The 15,629-nt window shown below is 66.0% G+C and carries 14 protein-coding genes; 10 read left to right on the top strand and 4 right to left on the bottom strand.

The features are described from left to right. The first annotated feature begins 88 nt into the window (after positions 1-88). From A8G00_RS11930 to A8G00_RS11910, 5 genes are all read left to right on the top strand, one after another. Entirely contained in the window at positions 89-1,879 is a 1,791-nt protein-coding gene (locus A8G00_RS11930) for an IlvD/Edd family dehydratase (RefSeq protein ID WP_103000771.1), read from the top strand. Further along, the gene (locus tag A8G00_RS11925) at positions 1,879-2,730 is read left to right on the top strand and encodes an SMP-30/gluconolactonase/LRE family protein (RefSeq protein ID WP_065846592.1); all 852 of its coding nucleotides are present in this window, start codon (positions 1,879-1,881) and stop codon (positions 2,728-2,730) included. Before A8G00_RS11930 ends, A8G00_RS11925 begins: the two co-directional genes overlap by 1 nt. A gap of 19 nt (positions 2,731-2,749) precedes the next feature. Then, the gene (locus A8G00_RS11920) at positions 2,750-3,886 is read left to right on the top strand and encodes an aldose epimerase family protein (RefSeq protein WP_065846593.1); all 1,137 of its coding nucleotides are present in this window, start codon (positions 2,750-2,752) and stop codon (positions 3,884-3,886) included. 63 nt (positions 3,887-3,949) lie between these two features. Next, positions 3,950-5,032, top strand: coding sequence for a cellulase family glycosylhydrolase (locus tag A8G00_RS11915; protein ID WP_065846637.1), 1,083 nt, complete (start codon positions 3,950-3,952; stop codon positions 5,030-5,032). Positions 5,033-5,062: 30 nt separating this feature from the next. Continuing rightward, on the top strand, positions 5,063-6,241 hold the full coding sequence (locus tag A8G00_RS11910; protein ID WP_103000770.1) for an SGNH/GDSL hydrolase family protein: 1,179 nt from the start codon (positions 5,063-5,065) through the stop codon (positions 6,239-6,241). A 25-nt stretch (positions 6,242-6,266) separates the two neighbouring features. Here A8G00_RS11910 and A8G00_RS11905 read toward each other — a convergent pair whose 3' ends face one another. The 4 genes from A8G00_RS11905 to A8G00_RS11890 are packed head-to-tail and all read right to left on the bottom strand — an operon-like array spanning position 6,267 to position 10,382. After that, a complete protein-coding gene (locus A8G00_RS11905) occupies positions 6,267-7,304 on the bottom strand; it encodes a family 43 glycosylhydrolase (protein WP_065846595.1) in 1,038 nt (345 codons plus the stop codon). After that, positions 7,301-7,936: a 2-dehydro-3-deoxy-6-phosphogalactonate aldolase gene (locus A8G00_RS11900; RefSeq protein WP_044660966.1), complete on the bottom strand. Its 636-nt coding sequence runs from the start codon at positions 7,934-7,936 to the stop codon at positions 7,301-7,303. The genes A8G00_RS11905 and A8G00_RS11900 overlap by 4 nt, the downstream gene beginning before the upstream one ends. Continuing rightward, positions 7,933-8,805 carry a 2-dehydro-3-deoxygalactonokinase gene (locus A8G00_RS11895; RefSeq protein WP_229742679.1) on the bottom strand — a complete coding sequence of 291 codons (873 nt, stop codon included), beginning with the start codon at positions 8,803-8,805 and terminating at the stop codon, positions 7,933-7,935. Before A8G00_RS11895 ends, A8G00_RS11900 begins: the two co-directional genes overlap by 4 nt. Further along, positions 8,802-10,382 carry a sodium/solute symporter gene (locus A8G00_RS11890; RefSeq protein ID WP_044662939.1) on the bottom strand — a complete coding sequence of 527 codons (1,581 nt, stop codon included), beginning with the start codon at positions 10,380-10,382 and terminating at the stop codon, positions 8,802-8,804. The genes A8G00_RS11895 and A8G00_RS11890 overlap by 4 nt, the downstream gene beginning before the upstream one ends. 232 nt (positions 10,383-10,614) lie before the next feature. Between A8G00_RS11890 and A8G00_RS11885 the strand changes: the two genes are divergently transcribed. From A8G00_RS11885 to A8G00_RS11865, 5 genes are all read left to right on the top strand, one after another. Beyond that, entirely contained in the window at positions 10,615-11,622 is a 1,008-nt protein-coding gene (locus tag A8G00_RS11885; protein WP_065846640.1) for a family 43 glycosylhydrolase, read from the top strand. Between the two features lie 191 nt (positions 11,623-11,813). Further along, positions 11,814-12,542: a FadR/GntR family transcriptional regulator gene (locus A8G00_RS11880; RefSeq protein ID WP_226870331.1), complete on the top strand. Its 729-nt coding sequence runs from the start codon at positions 11,814-11,816 to the stop codon at positions 12,540-12,542. 10 nt (positions 12,543-12,552) lie between these two features. After that, positions 12,553-13,524 carry a Gfo/Idh/MocA family protein gene (locus A8G00_RS11875; RefSeq protein WP_103000769.1) on the top strand — a complete coding sequence of 324 codons (972 nt, stop codon included), beginning with the start codon at positions 12,553-12,555 and terminating at the stop codon, positions 13,522-13,524. Between the two features lie 175 nt (positions 13,525-13,699). Then, on the top strand, positions 13,700-14,476 hold the full coding sequence (locus A8G00_RS11870; protein WP_044660964.1) for an SDR family NAD(P)-dependent oxidoreductase: 777 nt from the start codon (positions 13,700-13,702) through the stop codon (positions 14,474-14,476). A 336-nt stretch (positions 14,477-14,812) separates the two neighbouring features. Further along, on the top strand, positions 14,813-15,475 hold the full coding sequence (locus tag A8G00_RS11865) for an OmpW family protein (protein WP_103000786.1): 663 nt from the start codon (positions 14,813-14,815) through the stop codon (positions 15,473-15,475). The last annotated feature ends 154 nt before the right edge of the window (positions 15,476-15,629 follow it).

Genomic DNA, 15,629 nt, shown 5'->3' with positions numbered 1-15,629 from the left:
TTCCCGAGAGATGCTGCTTTGCGTGGCGAGCGGCCGAATCGGGTAAAATGGATGGGAGGCGAACATTTCTTCTGCTGATGAGGGCAAGATCGAACCGGCCCTGAAGCTGCGCTCCCGCGCATGGTTCGATGATCCCAGCCATCCTGACATGACGGCGCTCTATCTGGAGCGCTATCTGAACTACGGCCTCTCGATCGAGGAGATGCAGTCGGGCCGACCGATCATCGGCATCGCCCAGTCGGGCAGCGATCTGGTGCCGTGCAACCGCCATCATCTGGTCCTTGCGGAACGGATCAAGGCGGGCATCCGGGACGCGGGCGGCATTCCCATCGAATTTCCCAGCCATCCGCTGCAGGAAACCGGCAAGCGGCCGACGGCGGGCCTTGACCGCAACCTGGCCTATATCAGCCTGGTCGAGCTGCTCTACGGCTATCCGCTGGACGGCGTGGTGCTGACCATCGGCTGCGACAAGACCACGCCCTCCGCGCTGATGGCGGCGGCGACGGTGAACATTCCCGCGATCGCGCTGTCGGTCGGTCCGATGCTCAACGGCTGGCATGAGGGGAAGCGCACCGGCGCAGGCACCATCATCTGGAAAGCGCGCGAGATGCTGGCGAAGGGGGAGCTGGACTATCAGGGCTTCCTGAAGCTGGTCGCTTCGGGTTCGCCATCGACCGGCTATTGCAACACCATGGGCACGGCGACGACGATGAACTCGCTGGCCGAAGCGCTGGGCATGTCGCTGCCCGGATCGGCGGCGATCCCCGCGCCCTATCGCGACCGGCAGGAATGCGCCTGGGAGACTGGGCGCGCCATTGTCGAGATGGTGAAGGCCGACCGCAAGCCCTCCGACATCCTCACCCGCCCGGCTTTCCTCAATGCGATCCGGGTGAATTCGGCCATTGGCGGGTCGACCAACGCGCCGATCCACCTCAACGCCATCGCCCGCCATGTCGGCGTCGAACTGACGCTGGAGGATTGGGAGGAGCAGGGGGCGGACGTGCCGCTGCTGGTCAATCTCCAGCCTGCCGGCGAATATCTGGGCGAGGATTATTACCGGGCGGGCGGCGTGCCCGCCGTGATGGGCGAATTGTTCAAGGCGGGCCTGATCGACGGCGAGGCGCTCACCGCCAATGGCCGCACCGTCGCGGAGAATCTGGCGGGCGCGAAAATCCATGACGAGGATGTGATCCGGCCGTTCGGGCGCCCGCTGAAGCAGGCGGCCGGGCTGACCGTGCTCAGCGGCAATCTGTTCGAGGGCGCCGTGATGAAGCTGTCGGTGATCTCCGAGGAGTTCCGCAGCCGCTATCTCTCCGATCCCGAGCATCCCGACAGGTTCGAAGGCCGCGTCGTCGTGTTCGACGGGCCGGAGGATTATCACCGGCGCATCGACGACCCGGACCTTGGCATCGACGAAAATTGCATCCTCGTCATTCGCGGCGCAGGGCCGGTCGGCTATCCGGGCGGCGCCGAAGTGGTGAACATGCGCCCGCCCACAGCGCTGATCCGCGCCGGAATCCACGCCTTGCCCTGCATCGGCGACGGGCGGCAGTCCGGCACGTCGGGCAGCCCCTCCATCCTCAACGCCTCGCCGGAGGCGGCGGTGGGCGGGGGCCTCGCGCTGCTGCGCACGGGGGATCGGGTGCGCATCGACCTCAAGAACCGCAGCGCGGACATGCTGGTCGATGATGCGGAGATCGCCCGCCGGCGGGAGGAACTTGCGGAGATCGAACGCGCCGTCACGCCCGAATCGCAGACGCCCTGGCAGGAAATCCAGCGCAGCCTGGTGGGCCAGTTCGCGACCGGCGCGATCCTGGAAGGTTCCGAAAAATATCAGCGCATCGCCCAGACGCGCGGATTGCCGAGGGACAGCCACTGATGGACCCCGTGCGCGTCATCGCCCGCGACCGCGTGGATATTCTGGGCGAGGGGCTGTTCTGGTCGGTCCGCGACGGCGCGCTGCTGTGGACGGATATATTGGGCAAGCGGATCAACCGCCTGACGCCGGCCACGGGGCAGGTCGAGAGCTGGGAAGCGCCGGACGTCGTCGGCTGGATCATCGGGCGGGCCAGCGGCGGCTTCGTGGCCGGGATCGGCCGTTCGGTCGCCAGCGTGTCGCTCGATCCCTTTTCCTGCGAGACGCTGGCGACGATCCCCGGCGAGCCGGAGGCCAATCGCGTCAACGACGCCGCCGCCGATGCGCAGGGCCGCCTTTGGCTGGGCACCATGCCCTTCGCCTGCGATGGGCCGACAGGGGCTTTCCACCGCTTCGCGAAGGGTTCGTTCACTCGCGCCGACGCCGCGCCCTATACGATTCCCAACGGTCCCGCGATCGATCCCGAAGGGCGCTTCCTGCTGCATACGGACAGCGCGATGGGCGTGATCTTCCGCTATCCGCTGGAGGATGGCCTGCTTGGCAAGCGCGAACCGTTCATCAGCTTCGAGGCGGGCTGGGGCGCGCCGGACGGGATGACCTTCGATGCCGAAGGGTATCTCTGGGTCGCGTGCTGGGGCGCCTCCTGCGTCACCCGCTTCGCGCCGGACGGCACGCCGGTCCGTCGCATCGCGCTGCCCGCGAGCCAGATCAGCAATTGCGTGTTCGGCGGCCCGGACCTCGACCGGATCTATGTCACGAGCGCCGCCGATGGCGTCGAGGAAGCGCAGGGCGGCGCGCTGTTCGAGATCGATCCGGGTTGCCGCGGGCTGGCCCCGTTCCTGTATCAAGACTGAAGTTTCGAGAGGAGAGACGATGCTGAGGACCATGACCGCCGTCGCCCTGCTGGGCGCGGTGTCGACTTCCGCTTTGGCGGCCGAGGCCCGGCGCGAGACCTTCGGCCGGATGCCGGACGGCACGGCGGTGGAGGCGGTGACGCTCACCAACGCCAAGGGCATGTCGGTGCGCGTGATGACGCTGGGCGCGTCGATCCAGTCGGTGATGATGCCGGGCCGCGACGGCAAGGCCGTGGACATCGCGGTCGGCTATGACAGCCTGGAAGGCTATGCGAAGGACGGCCAGTTCTTCGGCGCGACGGTGGGCCGGGTCGCCAACCGCATCGCCAAGGGCCGATTCAGCCTCGACGGCAAGGCCTATGCAGTGCCCGTCAACAACGGTCCCAATTCGTTGCATGGCGGGACGAAGGGCTTCGACAAGGTCGTCTGGACCATCCGCGAGGTGAAGCAGGGCCGGAAATCCGGCGGATCGGCCAGCGTCACCATGCGTTATGTCAGCCCCGACGGCGATCAGGGCTATCCCGGCACGCTGACCACCGACGCGACCTATGCGCTGGATGAGCAGGGCAATCTGACGATCAGCTATACCGCGACCACGGACAAGCCGACCGTGGTGAATATCTCCAATCATGCCTATTGGAACCTCGCAGGGCCGGGCCGCACGGCGATGGACCATGTGCTGACCATTCCGGCGGATCGCTTCACGCCCACCGACGCGACCTCCATTCCGCTTGGCCAGCACCGCAGCGTCGCGGGCACCGTGTTCGATTTCCGCCAGCCCACCCCGGTCGGAGCGCGCGTGCGCGAAGGCGGCGACGAGCAGATCCGCTACGGGCGCGGTTATGACCATAATTGGGTGGTCGGAAACGCCGTCACCAAAGACCAGCATCTGATGGCCCGCGTCACCGAACCGGCGTCCGGCCGCGGCTTCGAACTCTGGTCGAACCAGCCGGGCCTGCAATTTTATTCGGGCAATTTCATGGACGGCACGATCGTCGGCAAGGGCGGGCAGATCTACCGCGAGGGCGACTCGCTGGTGTTCGAGCCGCAGCTTTTCCCGGATAGCCCGAACCAGCCGCAATTCCCGTCGGTCCGCCTCGATCCGGGCAAGACCTACCGGAATGTCATGACCTACAAATTCTTCGTCGCACAATAGAGGGGACTGTTCGTGAAAGCTCTCACCACCTGCCTGCTGGCCTCCGTCGCCGCGCTGACCGCCATGCCCGCCGATGCGCGCCCGCAATGGACGCCTGTGGAAGCCAAGGCGTGGTATGCCAAGCAGCCCTGGCTGGTCGGTTCCAACTATGCGCCCGCCAACGCCATCAACCAGCTTGAGATGTGGCAGGCGGAGACATGGGACCCGGCGCGCATCGATCACGAACTGGGCCTTGCGGAGGGCATCGGCATGAACACGATGCGCGTGTTCCTGCACGATCAGCTCTGGCAGCAGGATGCCGAGGGTTTCAGGAAGCGCATCGACCAGTTTCTGACGATCGCGGCGAAGCACAGGATCAAGCCGCTGTTCGTGCTGTTCGACAGTTGCTGGGACCCCAATCCGGTGCTGGGGCCGCAGCGCCCGCCCATCCCCGGCGTCCATAATTCCGGCTGGGTCCAGAGCCCGGGCCTGCCCGCGCTGCGCGACCCCGCGCAGGAACCGCGCCTGAAGGCCTATGTGCAGGGCGTCGTCGGCGCCTTCGCCAAGGACGACCGCGTGCTTGGCTGGGATCTGTGGAACGAGCCCGACAATGGCGCCGACCAGTATAAGGGCCAGGAAGGCAAGCAGCCCCTGGTCCTGGCCCTGCTCACCAAAGTCTATGGCTGGGCGCGCGACGTGGACCCGACGCAGCCGCTCACCTCGGGCGTGTGGCAGCATGACGACTGGAAGACCGAAAGCGCGCTGACGCCGATGGAGAAGCTGCAACTCAGCCAGTCGGACGTGATCTCCTTCCACGACTATAACTGGCCGGAGAAATTCCAGGACCGCGTGAACCAGCTCAAGGTCTATGGCCGCCCGATCCTGTGCACCGAATATATGGCGCGGGGCAATGGCTCGACCTTCGACGGATCGCTGCCGATCGGCAAGCGCGAGAATGTGGCGATGATGAACTGGGGCTTCGTCGACGGCAGGACGCAGACCCGCCTGCCCTGGGATAGCTGGAAAAAACCCTATACGCAGGATGAGCCGACCATCTGGTTCCATGAGGTCTTCCGCAACGACGGCACGCCCTATCGCCAGGCCGAAACCGACCTGATACGTTCGCTGGCCAAGGCGCCCAAGGGCGTGGTGCCCGCGAAGAAATAAGCCGGTCAGCCGGTTCGAGGAGAGAGCTGCATGCGCACCGTCCCGCTATTGACCGCTCTCTGCGGTCTTGCGCTGTCCGTTCCCGCCCATGCCGCGTCGGTGTGGGCAGGGGCATGGGGCTATGCTCCGGCCGACAGCGATGCCCGCGAGCCCGAACAGCCGCCCGGCACCTATCGGTACCGGGTAAGGCTGACGCAGGCCGGCGACGCCTTGCAGCTCAGTTTCAGCAATGCGGAAGGGGACAGGCCGCTGGCGATCGCGACGGTCGGCATTGCCGATCCTTCGGCCGCCACCGGCACGGAGATCGGCGCCAATCCGCTCCGTCCGCTCACTTTCTCAGGCCAGTCGGGGATCGCGCTGCCCGAAGGACATACGGTCGTCAGCGATCCGCTGGCCGCGCCGTTCCGTGTCGGGCAGGACGTGATCGTCAGCGTCACCTTCACGACGCCGACGCGGCCGGCGCGCACCAATCTGGGGCTGGAGATGGCGTTCGCGCCCGCCGGGGCCGAGCCGCTATTCACGCCGATCAAGGTGCGATCCTATCTCTCGCTCGCGTCGGTGCGGGCAAAGCGGGCGCCCTACACCGTGGTCGCCTTCGGGGATTCGATCACCGACGGCTTCCTTGGCCTTTCGCCGCAGACCCGCGGCTGGCCGGGCCGTCTGGCCGAGCGTCTGGCGGCGCTGCCCTCTGCCCGGCGCTGCGGCGTCGTCAACATGGGCATCAGCGGCAACCGCGTGCTGCGCCGGGGCCGGGCGACGTCCGCGCTCGACCGCTTCTGGCGCGACGTGGCGAGCGTGCCCAACGTTACCCATGTGATCTTCCTGGAGGGCATAAACGACATCGGCGCGGGCAAGGACAGCGGTCCGGAGGCGACGGCGCCCGACCAGCTCGTCCAGGGCTATCGCCAGTTCGTGGCGCGGGCCCATGCGCTGGGGATCAGGGTGATCGGCGGGACCATGACGCCCGCGCTCCATGCGGGCTATATGTCGCCCGCCAAGGAGCGGACGCGGCAGGCGGTGAACGCCGCGATCCGGACCGGGGCGATTTTCGACGATGTCGTCGATTTCGACGCAGCGGTGCGCGATCCGGCCTCGCCCGCCGACCTGCGGCCCGACTATGATCCGGGCGACCACCTCCACCCCAATGACGCGGGTCTGCGCGCCATGGGGGATGCGGTGGATCTTTCGGCGCTCCGCCCGGCAAACTGATCCGGGCGGAGAATCCGCAGCTTCTTCACGGCTTTGGGGCTGCCACAGCCTCGCCCGCGCGCGAGGGCACAGGGAAGATCGGCATCCCGTCCCTGCTCCATTCCATGCGCTGCACGCGGGGGGAGCGGGCGGCGGTGCATTTCCGGTCCGCCCCGTCATTGGCGTGATAGACGATCCATGTCTGCCTGCCGCCATCGGTCGTGAAGAAGCCGTTATGGCCGGTCGCATAGACATTGTTCTGCGGCGCCTTGGCCAGCACCGGGCGCGGCGCCTTGGTCCAGCTTGCCGGGTTCATGGGATCGCTGCCGGGCCGGGCGTGAAGCAGGCCGAGCGCATAATCGTCCGACCAGCAGGCGCTGGCCGAATAGGTGAGGAACAGGTCGCCCTTGGGGCCGGGCAGAAATTCCGGGCCCTCCAATATCTGCCGCCCGCCCTGACGCTCGAACGGCTGGTCGGGGCGCGCGATCACCGTTTCGCCGGGGCCGAGCGTCCATGCATTGGTCATCGGCGCGATGGCGAGCACGCTGTCCGGCCCGTCATAGGCCGAATAGACGAAATAGCGCTTGCCGCCATGCTCGAACACCGTGCCGTCCAGCCCGGTCATGCGCGTGTTGACGCGCCCGCGATCGATCCATTCGCCTTTCAGCGGATCGGCGTTGGCATTTTCCAGCACGAAGACGCCGCGATGGGCGTCGTCATCATGCCCGGCCTCCGCGGCGGTGTAATAGACATACCATTTGCCGTCGAGCCGGTGCAGTTCCGGCGCCCAGATCGAGATCGCATTGGGGCCGCTGGCGGGCGGGGTCCAGATCACATGCTCGGGCGCGTCGGCCAGTTTCGCGAGATCGTCGGTCTGGCGGATGGCGATGCGGTCGCCCTTGGTCCCGAGGAAATAGAAGGTCGCGCCATGATGGACGATCCACGGGTCAGGCCCGCTCGATAGCAGCGGATTGGCGAGCGTCGGGGCGGCCTGCTGCGTGCTGGCGGTGGCGCAGCCGCCAAGCGCCAGCAGGGCGGCCAGAGTCAGGGGAGCCAGAGTCAGGGGAGCGAAGGCGCGGATCATGAGCGGCCCTCCAGTCCGGCCCAGCCTTGCGCGAAGGCGCGGGCGCTGGCGGCGATCTCTTCCGTGGTGGCGCCTATGCGGTACAGCGCCGATCCCAGCCCGAAACCGTCCGCGCCTGCCTGACGCCAGGGTTCCATATTGGTGGGGGTGATGCCGCCGACCACCAGCAGCGGCACCTCTTTGGGCAGCACCGCCCGCTGCGCCTTGACCACGGCGGGGGTCGCCGCCTCCGCCGGGAACAGCTTGAGCCCGCTCGCGCCCGCCGCCAGCGCGGCAAAGGCTTCGCTGGGCGTGAAATAGCCGGGCAGCGAGACCATGCCGCGCTTGGCGGTTTCGGCAATGACGGCGATGTCGGTGTTGGGCGAAACCACCATCGCGCCGCCCGCATCCTGCACCTGCGCCACCTGATCGACGGTCAGCACCGTGCCCGCGCCGACGATGGCGGCATCCCCGACGCGGCGCGCCAGCCTTTCGATGCTGAGCAGCGGATCGGGCGAATTGAGCGGAACCTCTATCAGGCGGAAGCCCGCCTCGACCAGCGCGTCGGCGGCGGCCTCCACCTCATCGGGGCGGATGCCGCGCAGGATGGCGACCAGTGGGAGTTGCGAGAAGGCGTCGGAAAAATCGATCATGCTTTGATGTCCCAGATGCGGGTGATGCCGGCGACGAAGGAAGCGTGGCTGTCGACGACGACAGCCTGTCCTCCGGCGATGGCGATGGCGGCGGAATAAAGTCGCGCAAGCAGGCCGTCAGCCAGCAGATGGACCTGCTGCCCCGGCAGCGTGATCCGTGCCCGGCAGTCGCTGCCGATCAGCAGGCCGCTGACATAGGCGGCCGCCGCGCCGGGCGCGCGTCTGCCCAGCACCGCCGCGGCGCGCACGCCGAAAAGGGCGGAAAGCAGGTCCCGGTCGGCGCTGGCTTCGACGCCCTTGCGGAAATCCGCATCCGCCTCGACCTCGCCGGTCATTTCGCTGCCGATCAGCGCATGACCCTTGAGCAGCGCGAACATCTCGCCGGTCATGGCGGTGATGAAGTCGGCAAGCGCGCCGTCCTTCATGAGCGCCCATTTGGCATGGGTGCCCGGCTGGCACAGCAGCGCGTCGCCGGGGGCCAGCCCCGCCGCAACCGCGCCCAGAAGCTGCACTTCCTCGCCGCGCATGACGTCCTGCCGCTCGTCGCCGTCGCGGCAGACGCCCGGCACGATCGCGACGCCCTCTTCGGGCGAGACAAGGCGCGCCGCAAGGTCCGCGAGCGAGGCAGGAGCCAGCACATAGCCTGCATCATGCCATCCCCGGTTGGAGCCGACCATGCCCGCGAGTAGCATCGGCAGCCCGCCATGGCGCTCGCGCAGCCCCGCCACGGCGGCGGGAAAGCCGCCCGGCGGAACCGAGAGGATGCCCATATCGTCGCGCTCGGTGGCGACGACCTCGCCGCCCTCGATCAGATAGGCGCGGCGGTTGGTCGTGCCCCAATCGACCGCGATGAACGCCGCGCCGCTCACCAGAACACCGCGTAAAGGACGCAGAGCACCAGAATCACCGCGATCGCTCCTGCATTGAACCCGGTCGAGGTGGCGTAGCGCACGTCGCCGGTCGCTATGCTGTCCTTGTCGCGCCGCGCCGGGGTGACGAGGGAGACGGCGACCGCCAGCGCCAGCGCCGCGAGGAAGACCAGGCCCATGCGGTCGAGGAAGGGGACGCCCGGCGCCCAGAGCTTGAAGCCCCAGGACAGCGCCACCGATGCCACCGCCGCCGTGATCGCGCCCGGCTCGTTGGCGCGCCGCCAGAACAGGCCGAGCAGGAAGATCACGGTGATGCCCGGCGTGAAGAAGCCGGTGAATTCCTGGATGAACTGGAACGCCTGTTCGCTGGAGCCCACCAGTGGCCGGGCGGTGAGGATGGCGATGAGGATCGCGATCGCGGCGGCGACGCGGCCCACCAGCACCAGATGGCGTTCCCGCCTTTCGCCGGGTTCCTCCATCCTGCGGAACTTTGCCCAGACGTCGAGGGTGAAGATGGTGGCGATCGAATTGATCTTCGACGCGGTGGACGCGATGATCGCCGCCACCAGCGCCGCGAAGACGAGGCCGAGCAGGCCCGGCGGCAGCAGCCGCATCATCGTCGGATAGGCTTCGTCCGGCTTGGCGAGGTCGGGCGCCAGGACGACGGCGGCGATGCCCGGCAGCACGATGATGATCGGCATGATGAGCTTCAGGAAGGCCGCGAACAGCATGCCGCGCTGCGCCTCGTCCACCGATTTCGCCGCCAGGGCGCGCTGGATGATATATTGGTTGAAGCCCCAATAGCTGAGGTTCGCGATCCACATGCCGCCGACCAGCACCGAAAGGCCGGGCAGGTCCATATAATGCGGGTCGCCTTTCTGGAGGATCATGTGGAAATGGTCGGGCGCGCGTTCGACCAGGCGCGAGAAACCGGCGATGACGCCTGCGCCCCCGCCGATCTCCCCCAGTGTCAGCACGGCGATGACGAGGCCGCCCAGAACCAGCAGCGTCACCTGCACGATGTCGGTCAGCGCCACCGCCTTCAGCCCGCCGCGAAGCTGGTAGAGCAAGGCGAAGACGCCGAGCGCGACCAGCGCCACGTCCTGGTTGACGCCCGCCACCTTCATCACCGCGACCGATCCGAGCCAGATGATGCTGGTCAGGTTCACGAAGACGTAGAGGACCAGCCAGAATATCGCCATCAGCGTCCGGATGCCGTTGCCGTAGCGCCGTTCCAGGAATTGCGGCATGGTGTAGATCTCGTTGCGCAGGAAGATCGGCAGGAAGAATTTGCCGACGATCAGCAGCGTCGCCGCCGCCATCCATTCATAGGAAGCGATGGCGAGGCCGATGGCATAGCCCGAACCGGACATGCCGACGATCTGCTCCGCCGAGATGTTCGCCGCGATCAGCGAGGCGCCGATGGCCCACCAGGGCAGGTTCTTCGACGCCAGGAAATAGTCGGTCGAATTTTTCGGCCCGGCCCCCGCCTTGTCGCGGCTGACCCATTGCGCGAGGCCGAATATGCCGATTGCGTAGATCACGACCACGCTGATGTCGATCGTCGCCAGTCCCATCTCGTCTCCCCAATCTTCCAGCAACGGACGTGCCGGTCGCATGGCCGCGAATCGCGTGATCCGGGCCTGCCGATCTGCTTCTTCATAAAACACATATTTATAATATCAATCTTGACAATATTTCGATGGAGAGGTCTATCTTCCGCCGAACAATCAAGGGAGACGGAAATTGGCTCGGGGCAAATCGCTTTTCGCGCTTGCTGCGGCATCGGCCGCCATCACGCTTTCATTCATGCAAATTCCCGCCGCAGCCCAGTCGAAACCGGTGCGCGCCGAGGTCGTGCCCGGCGCGCCTGAGACGCCCTATGTCGATCCGGACAAGGCCTATCTCTTCGCCCACATGACCAAGGAGCGCTATGGCGTGCTCTATTATTCGGTCAGCCGGGACGGGCTGCACTGGGAGCAGATCAACGGCGGCAGGCCGGTGTCGGAGGATTATCACGGCCACGCCTCGATCGCGCGCGGGGGCGACGGGCGCTATTATCTGGTCGGCAACAAGAGCGACGAAGACCCCTATATCCGCTTCTGGGTCTCCGACGATCTGGTCGGTTGGAAACCCTATGGCACCTATCGTCCCGACCTGTCGAACATCCCCGGCCTGCCGCACGCCATGCAGCGGATCGGCGCGCCCAAGCTGTTCTTCGACAAGCCGTCGGGACAGTTCCTGCTGACGTGGCACACCGCCACCGTCCCCGGCGTTCCCGAAGACCCGGAGCGTTATTGGGCGAGCCAGCGCACGCTCTACGTCCTCTCGCCCGATCTCAAGCGCTTCGCGAAGCCGCCGCGCCGCCTGTTCGACTGGGACATGGCGACGATCGACACCTTCATCCGGCCGGAGGCCGATGGCAGCGCCTATTGCGCTATCGTGAAGGATGAGCGCTATCCCAGCTACAACTGGACCACCGGCAAGACGGTGCGCATCTCCTGCGCCAAGGACCTGCTTGGTCCCTATCCGCCGCCGGGACCGCCGGTCAGCCCCAATTTCCGCGAAGCGCCGACCGTCATCCGCGCGCCGAACGGCGAGGATTGGCTGATGTACTATGAGCAATATGCGGGAACGAGCTATGGCCTGTCCAAGGCGCCGCGCCTGACGGGCCCCTGGTTCCAGGTCTCGGGCAATTCGGGCGTGCCGGAATGGAACCGCTTCGAGATGCCCGCCGGACTGCGCCACGGCTCCATGGTCGAGATCAGCAAGGAGCAATATGATAGGCTGGTGAAGGCGTTTCCGAACCGCAGGTGAGAGGCGGCCGTGCTCGTGCCGCGCTCACCTGCGGCACGATCCGGCCCATAGAGGTGCGCAAAGGGGCGTCCAATGCCTGTCGGAATTATCATATGAATTGACTTATCATATGAAAGGACCTTGCCTGGGCTGGAGCGGGCATTAACATGGATTGCCATGGCATCGGAGCGGGTAAGGACAAGGACAGCGTCTTGGCAGAGGCATCTCATCTCATCGTGGACGAACCGGCAGCGCAGCTTGGCCGCAATCTGACCTATGGCCTGCTGGACAGCATCGGCCGCGCCATCGTTACCGGCCGGTTCGACGATGTCGTCTTCCCCACCGAGGGGGAACTTGCCAAGCAGCATGGCGTCAGCCGCTCCGTCACGCGGGAAGCGGTCAAGATGCTCACCGCCAAGGGCCTGCTGAGCGCCCGCCCGCGTCAGGGCACGACCGTGCAGCCGACCTCCTCATGGAATCTGTTCGATACCGACGTGCTGCGCTGGATGCTGGAACGCCAGCTTTCGGTGAACCTGCTGCGCCAGTTCAACGAGCTGCGCGTGGCGGTGGAGCCGGAGGCGGCCGCCCTGGCCGCGCGAGTCGCGGGGGAGGACGATGTCAAGCGCATCGACGATGGACTGCAGCGTATGCAGGCGGCGGAAAACGGGCTGGATGACCCGCTGGAAGCGGATATCGCTTTTCATGTCGCCGTGCTCCGCGCGTCGAAAAACCCCTTCTACATCCAGTTGCGGGATGTGGTGAGTACCGCGTTGCGCACCTCGATCCGCTTCACCAATCGTATCAAGGGCCGCACCGCCGACGTCGTCGAGCATGCCAAGGTGCGCGATGCCATCGTCCTGCACGATCCCGACGGGGCGCGGATCGCCATGCGGCGGATCATTGGCGATGTGCTCCTCCTCATCGAGGATCGGTTGCCCTAGACCAGCGCCAATGGCCGGCCAGGCGTTCAGCCTGCATCCTGTCCAGACAAGAGGATTTACCGTGGAGCCTGTCCGATTGGGTCTCGTGGGCATCGGCAAGATCGCCAGGGACCAGCATCTGCCCGCCATCGCCGCCGACCGCCGCTTCCGCCTTGCCGCCACTGCCAGTAGTCAGGGCCGCGTGGAGGGGATCGACGGCTATCATGACATTGAGGATATGATCGGAGCCTGCCGACTGGACGCGGTTTCACTCTGCACGCCGCCGGATGGGCGCTACGCACAGGCGCTGACCGCCATGGAAGCCGGGCTGCATGTCATGCTGGAAAAGCCGCCGACAGTGACGCTTTCGCATATCGCGGCACTGACGCAGGCCGCGCACGGCGCAGGCGTGACGCTCTTTGCAACCTGGCACTCGCGCGAGGCGGCGGGTGTGGCTCCAGCGCGCGCGTGGCTTGCCGATAAACGCATTCTCGCCGTCCGGATCGACTGGCGCGAAGACATCCGCCGCTGGCATCCGGATCAGGAATGGATCCTCGGTTCGGGGGGCTTTGGCGTATTCGACCCCGGCATCAACGCCCTGTCGATTGCGACCGAGATCCTGCCGCACGAACTGCTGCTTGAGCAGGCCAGCTTGGATGTGCCGGCAGGACGCATGTCTCCCATCGCCGCCGAGCTCAGGATGCGCTGCGGCGATGCCGCAGTGCACGCAATATTCGACTTTCTCGAAACCGGCCCGCAGATTTGGTCCATAGAAGTCGATACCGACGCCGGCACCCTGCGCCTCGCCATGGGCGGCAGCATATTGCAACTTCCCGGCGAACCGGAGAGCATTGCGGCGGACCGGGAATATGCACGCCTCTACGCCCGGTTCGCGGAGTTGATCGCAGCGGGGCAAAGCGATGTGGATATAAGGCCGCTACGGCTTGTCTCCGACGCCTTCCTGATTGCGGAGCGGCGGATCACCGAAGCCTTCGCATTCTAATGGCTGCCTATCTATCGGGATTATCGTAAAGAGGTCTCTCGCATTTGGGGGGTGTGGTCTGGATAGCTGCCCCTGCGGACCTGAAGATCAAAAACGGTTCCTTGTATGGCGGAGATGGGTCGATTTAGGTCGCGTCAACCATCGGCTGTGGGACGATGCAGCGCAGGTCGCCGGCATGCCGGCGGGGGCCGGGGCTCGGGCGGGAGACCGGATCGCGCTCATGCTGCCGAGCGGACTCGACTTCATGCGCGCCTGGGCGGGTATAGGCCGGCTGGGGAATGCGGGCGGGACAGCGACCGCCTGCGTTGGCGATGTCACGGCCGATGACTTCGGCGAGCGCTTCGTCCGCACGGCTCTCGAGACGTTCGGTGGGCTCGACATCATCGTCAGCAATGCCGGCTACACGCGCGACGGCGTCATCCAGAAGCAGACGGACGAGCAGTTCCAGGCAATGCTCGACGTGCACGTTTCGGCCCCGTTTCGCATCCTGCGCGCAGCTGCCGAGCCTCTGCGAACGATGGCCCGAAAAGAAGCCGCCGAAGGCCGCGAGGTTATCCGCAAGGTCGTCAACATATCATCCATGGCCGGCACCCACGGCAATGCCGGACAGATCAACTACTCCGCGGCCAAATCCACCCTGCTGGGCATGACCAAGACTCTGTCCAAGGAATGGGGGCGCCTGAAAGTCTGCGTGAATTGCGTGGCCTTCGGCATCATCGACACGCGGTTGACGCAGCCCATTTCGGGGTCGGAGGCATCCATCCCGATCGGGGGGCAGCCCCTGCACACCGGTATTCCTTCCGCAGTACGGGACGCCCTGCTGGACAGCGTGCCGTTGGGACGGGCGGGGACGGCGCGGGAGGCCGCGGACAGCATCTACCTGCTGTGCGTTCCCGAGAGCGATTACATCAGCGGGCAGGTCCTGGTCGTCTCAGGTGGTCTCAGCTTGTAGAAATGCCTCGCATTTGCCTGATCCGGAGACCGGAATCTGTTCGGTGACGGGAGGCATGGCTGCTGTCGGCCCACTGCGAATGCGTTGTCACCGGATGCATGTCTGGCGTTCGACGCCATGCCTGAAACCTTGGCCGAACTGGCGGGCCGAGAGAGATCGGCCGACATGATCGACAGCACCGTCGTCCGGGCCATCACTGCGCCGTCGGCATAAGAAGGGACGCGAGCGACCGAGGCATTGAGGCAGGTCAAATTGCCGGTTGCGCAGGATCAATGCCGGGTCCGTTCGGGCGCGGCAGAAGGGCGGCACCGACAAACAGGGATGGAGATCAAGGACATGACCATCAAGACGATCCTGCTGGGGGCGGCTGCCGGCTGCGCCGTTCTGGCCGCGCCGGCGCAGGCGGCGCAGGGCGATGTGCTGGTGCGGCTGCGCGGCATCATGGTCGCGCCCAACGAGAAGAGCGGGAGCGTGCTGCCCGCCTTTCCGAGCGAGAAGGTGAAGGTCGACAACAGCGTGATGCCGGAAGTGGACGTCACCTATATGGCGACCGACCATATCGGTTTCGAGCTGATCGCCGCGACCACCAAGCATAGCGCGAGCGGGCGGACCGGCACGACCGGGGGCATCGGCAGGCTTGCGTCGACCTGGGTGCTGCCGCCGACGCTGACGGCGCAATATCATTTCCTGCCCGAAGGGAAGATCCGGCCCTATGTCGGGGCGGGGGTGAATTATACGCTATTCTATAATGAGAAGGCGTCGAACGCGCTGGAGGGCGCTGTGGGCGCGACCAAGGTGCATATGTCCGACAGCTTCGGCTGGGCGGGGCAGGTCGGCGTCGACATCGACCTTAACGAGCGGGTGTTCCTGAATCTGGACCTCAAATATATCGACATCGATACGACGGCGCGGCTGTCGACTGCTGCTGCCGGGGTGCAGAAGGTGAAGCTGGAGCTTGATCCCTTTGTCTTCGGCGTGGGTGTGGGGATGAAGTTCTGATGGGAAGGGGTGGCGGCTTTTGGCCAATTCAGGACATTCCCCTCCCGCAGGCGGGAGGGGTTAGGGGTGGGTGCGAGCGCAGCGAGCTTCCAGCTTAGCCGTTGAAAATTCACGCTGATGTCGCGCCAGCCCACCCCCTAGCCCCCTCCCGCCT

The organism is Sphingobium sp. SA916 (assembly GCF_002894065.1).
Lineage (GTDB): Bacteria > Pseudomonadota > Alphaproteobacteria > Sphingomonadales > Sphingomonadaceae > Sphingobium > Sphingobium fuliginis.
Note: the sequence above shows the minus strand (reverse complement) of the source record. Positions and strands in the feature narration are given on the sequence as shown.

What these genes read in the sequence shown, in the direction of transcription:
- A8G00_RS11885 (WP_065846640.1), top strand. Translation starts at nt 10,615, where the DNA reads ATGCAAATTCCCGCCGCAGCCCAGTCGAAACCGGTGCGCGCCGAGGTC.
- A8G00_RS11865 (WP_103000786.1), top strand. Translation starts at nt 14,813, where the DNA reads ATGACCATCAAGACGATCCTGCTGGGGGCGGCTGCCGGCTGCGCCGTT.
- A8G00_RS11915 (WP_065846637.1), top strand. Translation starts at nt 3,950, where the DNA reads ATGCCCGCCGATGCGCGCCCGCAATGGACGCCTGTGGAAGCCAAGGCG.
- A8G00_RS11920 (WP_065846593.1), top strand. Translation starts at nt 2,750, where the DNA reads ATGCTGAGGACCATGACCGCCGTCGCCCTGCTGGGCGCGGTGTCGACT.
- A8G00_RS11925 (WP_065846592.1), top strand. Translation starts at nt 1,879, where the DNA reads ATGGACCCCGTGCGCGTCATCGCCCGCGACCGCGTGGATATTCTGGGC.
- A8G00_RS11900 (WP_044660966.1), bottom strand. Translation starts at nt 7,936, where the DNA reads ATGATCGATTTTTCCGACGCCTTCTCGCAACTCCCACTGGTCGCCATC.
- A8G00_RS11905 (WP_065846595.1), bottom strand. Translation starts at nt 7,304, where the DNA reads ATGATCCGCGCCTTCGCTCCCCTGACTCTGGCTCCCCTGACTCTGGCC.
- A8G00_RS11870 (WP_044660964.1), top strand. Translation starts at nt 13,700, where the DNA reads ATGCCGGCGGGGGCCGGGGCTCGGGCGGGAGACCGGATCGCGCTCATG.
- A8G00_RS11910 (WP_103000770.1), top strand. Translation starts at nt 5,063, where the DNA reads ATGCGCACCGTCCCGCTATTGACCGCTCTCTGCGGTCTTGCGCTGTCC.
- A8G00_RS11875 (WP_103000769.1), top strand. Translation starts at nt 12,553, where the DNA reads ATGGCCGGCCAGGCGTTCAGCCTGCATCCTGTCCAGACAAGAGGATTT.
- A8G00_RS11890 (WP_044662939.1), bottom strand. Translation starts at nt 10,382, where the DNA reads ATGGGACTGGCGACGATCGACATCAGCGTGGTCGTGATCTACGCAATC.